This is a genomic window from Corynebacterium hylobatis (assembly GCF_003955685.1).
GTDB classification, from domain to species: domain Bacteria; phylum Actinomycetota; class Actinomycetes; order Mycobacteriales; family Mycobacteriaceae; genus Corynebacterium; species Corynebacterium hylobatis.
Window position 1 is genome coordinate 125,539 of sequence record NZ_RXHJ01000003.1, and the last position, 6,822, is coordinate 132,360.

Here is a 6,822-nt window from a genome sequence, read left to right on the forward strand (position 1 = left end):
GCTAGTCCGCCAGGACGTCGTGGCGCACGATCGTCTGGTCGCGGCCCGGACCGACGCCGATGTAGGAGATGCGGCAGCCGGAGAGCTCCTCCAGGCGCAGCACGTAGTCCTGGGCCTTCTGCGGCAGCTCCTCGAAGGCGGTGCAGCCGGTGATGTCCTCGTCCCAGGCGGGCATGGTCTCGAAGATCGGCACGGCATGGTGGAAATCGGTCTGGGTGGTGGGCATCTCGTCGAAACGCTCGCCATCGACCTCGTAGGCCACGCAGATCGGGATCTCCCCGATGCCGGTGAGCACGTCCAGCTTGGTCAGGAAGTAGTCCGTGAAGCCGTTGACCCGGGAGGCGTAGCGGGCGATGACGGAGTCGTACCAGCCGCAGCGGCGCTTGCGTCCGGTGTTGACGCCGATCTCGCCGCCGACGGTCTGCAGGTACTCGCCCCACTTGTCGAAGAGCTCCGTCGGGAACGGACCTGCACCCACACGGGTGGTGTAGGCCTTGATGATGCCCAGCGACGTGGTGATGCGGGTCGGGCCGATGCCCGCGCCGACACATGCGCCACCGGCGGTCGGGTTGGAGGAGGTGACGAAGGGGTAGGTGCCGTGATCCACGTCGAGCATGGTGGCCTGACCACCCTCCATGAGGACACGCTTGCCCTCGTCGAGGGCCTTGTTGAGTTCGGCCTCCGCGTCGATGACCATGGGACGCAGCCGGTCGGCGTAGGACAGGAAGTACTGGACGATCTCCTCCGGGTCGATCGCCTTGCGGTTGTACATCTTCACCAGGATCTGGTTCTTCACGTCCAGGGCGGAGGTGACCTTCTGGCGCAGGATCGACTCATCGAAGATGTCCTGCACACGGATACCGATGCGGGAGACCTTGTCCGCGTAGGCCGGACCGATGCCGCGGCCGGTGGTACCGATGGCGCGCTTGCCCAGGAAACGCTCCTGCACGCGGTCCATGACCTGGTGGTAGGGGGCGACCAGGTGCGCGTTGGCGGAGATGCGCAGACGTTCCGGGTTCGCGCCCCGGGCGACGAGTCCGTCGATCTCCTCGAAGAGCGCCTCCAGGTTGATGACGACGCCGTTACCCAGGATCGGAACGGCGTTCTCGGAGAGCACACCCGCCGGCAACAACTTGAGTTCGTACTTCTCGCCGCCGACGACGACGGTGTGGCCGGCGTTGTTGCCACCGTTGGGCTTGACCACGTAGTCGACTTCGCCGCCCAGGATGTCGGTGGCCTTACCCTTGCCCTCATCGCCCCACTGGGCGCCGACAATCACGATTGCAGCCATTAAATTGGGTCACTTCCACTCAAGGTCCGGGAACGCGTGGCTGGTGCCAGCCACGAACGGCTTACCATTCTACTACCTCCCACCCCCGCTTGTAGTATCAAACCCCATGCGAGTGCTCATTCTGCGCTGCGGCGACGCCCCCCTTCCGGCCGATCCCCCCGGCACCGTCCTCAACCTGCCCGAGATCCCGGGCCGCCGCGACCTCCGGCCGCTCGACGCCCTCGCCGCCGAGCTCCTGCCGGCAGACCCCACCCCCTCCCTCGACGAGATCTCCGCCCAGCCGGACGTCCCGCACCTGGGCGCCCCGGGCCCGGCCCCGCAGGCCCCGCACCTGAAGGAGAGACTGCGTGTGGTGGTGGTCGGCACCGACGCGGCACTCTCCGCCGTCCTCACCCGCATGATGCGCGGCGACTACCTGTGGGCCGAACTCGCCTTCGTCCCCGTGGGCGAATCCGTGGTCGCCAGGAACTGGGGCATCGACGCCCCCAAGGCCTGGGACCTCGCGCTGGGTGGCCAGGTACGCCCGGTGCCGGTCATCCGCTCCGACCAGGGCATTGCAGTGGCCGGTTCCGCCACCATCCGTTCCTGGGACGACGGGGAGATCACAGGGGAGATAGTCGTCGACAGCCACGTGCTGCTGCGCCATGAGGCCAGGGAGGACGTCCGTTTCAACGGGGTGTTCGGCGCCCGCCTCGTGCCGATGGTCGACGCCCCGGGCATCGCAGCCGTCCGCGCCACGGAACCCGAGAACCCCGTGCTGAACTGGCGGGAGAAGGTCGCCCGGAGACTCGGCGGCGCCCCGCCCCTGGACCCGGATTCCCTGGCCACCGGTCGCGCCGTACAGGCCGGCGGCCCTGCTCTCGCGGTGACCGTCGACGGTGTGCGGCACAGGCGCCCGCTGGAGAGGGTGACCTTCTACCGCCATTTGCGGGATCTTCAAGTTATTCGACCATAATGTGATAAAAATCACATTAGCGCTTAAGTGTGGAATGTGAGCTATATCTCTACAAATCGATTCAATAACATTTAGCGGTTAGCGCTCTGAGCTGGTTAAATCTTCTCGAATCTATGAAAACAACGGATATTATATCACCAGAAGTCCGGAATACAAGAGTCGTCAGGGTCCCCGATAAAACCGTGGCGAGGGCGCCCCGCAGGTCCCTAAGGTCGGAAGTAACTCCCGTTCCAGGAAAGGATCTGAGACCGATGACCCACCGCAGCATCCAGCAGCTCGGCCGCGCGACAGTCTACGACCGCGACGGCGTCAAACTCGGCCGGGTGAAGGAGGTCTACATCAACAACAAGACCGGCGAACCCGACTATGCCGAGGTTAGTCACGGACTCTTCGGCATGCGTTCCACCGTGGTCCCCCTCCGCGGGCACACCCTTGAGGACAGGACCCTCAAACTGGCCTTCAGCAAGGATCTGCTCAAGGACGCCCCGGAGATCTCCAAGAAGACGCAACTACCCAAGCGCCGGGAGGACCACAACCAGATCTGCGAGTACTACGGACTCACCGACACCGCCGACGTCCACTCCTACGGCGACCAGCCGCTCTATTCGGGCGACGAGTTCAGCCGCGGCCACACCACGCGAGGATTCGGCGATTCGGAGGAGCCGGAGAGGCCGGAGCGCACCGCCTCCTGACGGCCCCGCCCGCCCCTCCGCGACCCCCGACGAACGCCCCGGCACGCCGCAAGAGAAAAGTGATCTACATCACATCTCCCCGCGGGAGCGATCATGAGATGCAAGTCACACCCGGGGCGTCTCGGCGGCGCGGCACTCCGAGACCTGCTGACCACAGAAAACACATGATGATCCCGCCCTTTCCACCGTGGAAACTGAGGATTGTACGGACCTCCCCCGATATTTCAAGGTTCCTACGGTTCAGCCCGGCATTCACGGCACCGGTCCGGTAGACGTCCCTACTGTTGGGATCACCATCCAGATTCATGCAGAAAGGAACCTGAAACAATGACCCGACACAACATCCACGACCTGACCAATGCCACCGCCTACGACCGCAACGGTGACAAGCTCGGCAACGTCACGGAAGTCTACATCAACGACTCCACCGGCCAGCCCGATTTTGCCCAGGTCAGCCACGGACTCTTCGGCATGCGTTCCAGCATTGTCCCGCTCCGTGGCCACAACCTCGTAGGGGAGGAACTGAAACTGGCCTTCACCAAGGACCAGATCAAGGATGCCCCCCATATCGACCACGATGAGCACCTCAGCGAGGAGGATCACGCCGCCATCTACCGTCACTACCGTCTGGAGGATACGACGGACGTCCACACCTATGAACGTGGGACGGGGCAGGCGCCTGCAGCATCCGGAGCACCCGGGACGAACAGCCCTCGGCCGCCCCGCTGGGCAGGGGACACCCAGACCCCACCGGAAACGCCGGACCGGCTGGAGACCCGCCAGGTGTCGGGGCCCGCACAATCCCCCGGCCCCCAGGAAACAGGTCTCTCACAGGATTCCCGTCAGGCCCGTGCCGATAAGGATCCGGTACCTCCTGCCCTGGGAGGGCCCTCCGACGAGCGCTACGAGCCGGGAGAGGTTCTCCACGGTTTCGGCGACGCTCCCCGCAGCGCGGGGCCGCCGGACCGTCTGCGGGCGGACTCAGACCATGAACTCGGCCTTGACAGGACTCCCGAGGATCGGGCGATGCGCGGCACCAGCGCGCACGGCATGAGTGATGAGCCCGTGGAACAGGATCGTTGGCACGAGGTCGAGTGGGCGGAAGGTGAAGACGACCGGGACAGCCATGCCGACCAGACCGAGACCCGCAGCGTGGACGTCGGACAGGTGGGCAGTGAGGACCGCCAGCGCGGGCATGTCACGCACACCAGCGCTGGTGAGTTGAGTGACAGGCCCAGCGGTGACACCGGTGGACTCAGGGAGGGCACCTCCCCGGACCCCACCATCCACACCAGCGAGGACGACTCCCGGAAGTACCAGGTTGATCCGCGCAGGGACACCACCGGCACCGGTGACCTGAGGAGGGAGATCAAGGACCCCGACGATGTACTGGCCGAAGAATTCAACCGGATAGGGCAGGACGAGGATCTGTCCCCTCGCGCCAACCCCGGCCCCACCGGCCCCGTCGATGACGAGGGCCGCCCGTTGAATGAAGGAGACCAGAACTACCCTCGCTCAGCGTTCTAGGACCCTCCCCCTTCAGTCCTCCTCATGGATGCCCGGCCACACCTCCGGTGGATAGGCCGGGGTCCGGGAGGTCGGTGCGAGGGCCGCGAGTGAGGACTGCCGGGACCAGCCGCAGACCTCGAGGAGGTCGGCGGTGATGGACCTGGTCTGCGCGAGGATGACGTACTCGGAGAGCACCCCGTCCTTGCTGATCACCTCCATCCCGGCACGTGCCCCGATGACCTGCAGCCGGCGGACCAGCTCCGGGATGTCCGTCGCCTCGTTGGCCTCGGTACGGGTGTCGAAGACATCCGACAGCGAGGCGGTGATGTCAGCGAGTTCGTCGACGATGTTGACCAGACGGGTGGACACGCTGTCCCCGTCCTGGGACAGCACCAGGGCGCGGCGGGCCATGACGCGGGTGTTGTTCATGCAGTTCTCCACCGCCGGCAGGATGCGCTCCAGCGAACGAACCCTCCGGCGGGCCCCCCACCTCAACGGCGAGAGATTCGACACCTCCCGGCCCACCTTCGCCGCAGAGATCATCCGGTCGATGTCCGGCTGAGTGTTGTGGATGGCCTCCAGCGCCTCATCCAGGGCCTGGACGTCGGGATGGTCCAGCGTGCCGGCTACATCGTCAAGCACGGAGGAAGCGATGCCGAGGATCTTCGACACCTCCTGCCTGCCGGAGTGCAGCGGGGAAGAGGGCAGCAACGCGATCGTGGCCAGGCCGATGACCGAGCCGATGAAGGCGTCGATCATGCGGTCCGGACCACCGCCCTCAGTGCCGGGCGGCAGAATGGTGGCGATGAGTATCGAACCGATCGCCACCTGGTTGCTCACCAGCGGCGACTTCGACAGGAATGAAGCGACCGTCAGGGAGATGGCCACGATGAGCGGAATCTGCCATATCCCGCCGGGCAGGTAGTGGACGAGGAGATCACCCAGGCCGACGCCGACGGTGACACCCATCGACAGTTCCAGGGCGCGCCGGATACGGTCGCCACCGGTCAGGCCCAGGATGATGATCGCGGTGATCGGGGCGAAAAACGGTGCGTGGTGGTTGAAGAGCTCCTGCGCCACCCAGTACGCCAGGCCGGCAGCGACGGCGACCTGAATGATGGTGAAGGAACGTTTGCGGACCCTGTTCAGACGTGATTCAACGGACCCCTCCACCTGCCGGAGACGTTCCAGGGTGCCGATTCTCAGTTTCGCCATGCCCTAGACCCTAGTGAAAAAAGCGGCGGCCCCGCGCTGTGAACTGCGCGGGGCCGCCGGGAAGGGGTGGGGCCGACTACTTGACGGTCTTGCCCACGGAGTGCAGGTCCTGGCATGCCTCGAGGACACGCTCGGACATGGACTGCTCGGCCTTCTTCAGGTAGGAACGCGGATCGTAGGCCTTCTTGTTGCCGACCTCGCCGTCGATCTTGAGCACACCGTCGTAGTTCTCGAACATGTGCGACGCGACCGGGCGGGTGAACGCGTACTGGGTGTCAGTGTCCACGTTCATCTTGATGGTGCCGTAACGCAGCGCCTCCTCGATCTTCTCCTTCTCGGAGCCGGAGCCGCCGTGGAAGACAAAGTCGAAGGGCAGGGCGTCGTCGCCGAGACCCAGCTTCTGGCGGGCGACCTGCTGGCCCTCGAGCAGGATCTCCGGACGCAGCTTGACGTTGCCCGGCTTGTACACGCCGTGGACGTTGCCGAAGGTGGCGGCCAGCAGGTAACGGCCATTCTCACCGGTGCCGATGGCGTCGATGGTCTTCTCGAAGTCCTCGGGGGTGGTGTAGAGGTTGGCGCCGGCCTTGGCCTCGACGCCGTCCTCCTCGCCACCGACGACACCAATCTCGATCTCGAGAATGATGTTCGCCTTGCGGGACTTCTCCAGCAGCTCCTGGGCAATCCCGAGGTTCTCGTCGATCGGAACCGCGGAACCGTCCCACATGTGGGACTGGAACAGCGGCAGCTGACCGGCGTCGACGCGCTCCTGGGAGATGGCCAGCAGGGGGCGCACGAACTCGTCGAGCACCTCCTTCTGGCAGTGGTCGGTGTGCAGCGCAACGTTGACGCCGTAGTGCTTGGCAGCCTCATGTGCGAAAGCAGCGAGGGCAACCGCGCCGGCGACCTTGTTCTTCACACCCAGACCGGAGCCGAACTCGGCACCGCCGGTGGAGAACTGGATGATGCCGTCAGACTCCGCCTCTGCGAAGCCCTTCAGCGCAGCGTTGATGGTCTCCGAGGAGGTGCAGTTGATGGCCGGGAAGGCGTAGCCGCCCTCCTTGGCACGATCGAGCATCTCGTTGTAGATCTCGGGAGTCGCGATAGGCATAGGGTGATCCTCCAGGTTGTCGGTCGCTTCACCGGCCGATTGTGCTTTCAGG

6 protein-coding genes are annotated in these 6,822 nt (G+C 65.1%); 3 read left to right on the forward strand and 3 right to left on the reverse strand.

Annotation, left to right across the window (positions count from 1 at the left end; all coding sequences use genetic code 11):
* Window position 1: 1 nt before the first annotated feature.
* Entirely contained in the window at window positions 2-1,291 is a 1,290-nt protein-coding gene (locus tag EAH68_RS03255; protein ID WP_126119889.1) for an adenylosuccinate synthase, read from the reverse strand.
* Between the two features lie 106 nt (window positions 1,292-1,397).
* Here EAH68_RS03255 and EAH68_RS03260 point away from each other — a divergent pair, with 106 nt between their 5' ends.
* From EAH68_RS03260 to EAH68_RS15115, 3 genes are all read left to right on the forward strand, one after another.
* Window positions 1,398-2,246 (forward strand): diacylglycerol kinase catalytic domain-containing protein, encoded by an 849-nt coding sequence (locus EAH68_RS03260; protein ID WP_126119890.1) that lies wholly within the window; start codon window positions 1,398-1,400, stop codon window positions 2,244-2,246.
* 251 nt (window positions 2,247-2,497) lie between these two features.
* The gene (locus EAH68_RS03265) at window positions 2,498-2,938 is read left to right on the forward strand and encodes a PRC-barrel domain-containing protein (protein ID WP_126119891.1); all 441 of its coding nucleotides are present in this window, start codon (window positions 2,498-2,500) and stop codon (window positions 2,936-2,938) included.
* 327 nt (window positions 2,939-3,265) lie between these two features.
* On the forward strand, window positions 3,266-4,465 hold the full coding sequence (locus tag EAH68_RS15115; RefSeq protein WP_126119892.1) for a PRC-barrel domain-containing protein: 1,200 nt from the start codon (window positions 3,266-3,268) through the stop codon (window positions 4,463-4,465).
* A 12-nt stretch (window positions 4,466-4,477) separates the two neighbouring features.
* On the opposite strand, the gene EAH68_RS03275 is transcribed toward EAH68_RS15115, so the two are convergent.
* Both EAH68_RS03275 and fbaA read right to left on the reverse strand, forming a co-directional pair.
* Window positions 4,478-5,662 carry an FUSC family protein gene (locus tag EAH68_RS03275; RefSeq protein ID WP_126119893.1) on the reverse strand — a complete coding sequence of 395 codons (1,185 nt, stop codon included), beginning with the start codon at window positions 5,660-5,662 and terminating at the stop codon, window positions 4,478-4,480.
* A gap of 76 nt (window positions 5,663-5,738) precedes the next feature.
* Window positions 5,739-6,770 (reverse strand): class II fructose-bisphosphate aldolase, encoded by a 1,032-nt coding sequence (fbaA, locus tag EAH68_RS03280; RefSeq protein WP_126119894.1) that lies wholly within the window; start codon window positions 6,768-6,770, stop codon window positions 5,739-5,741.
* Between the last annotated feature and the right edge of the window lie 52 nt (window positions 6,771-6,822).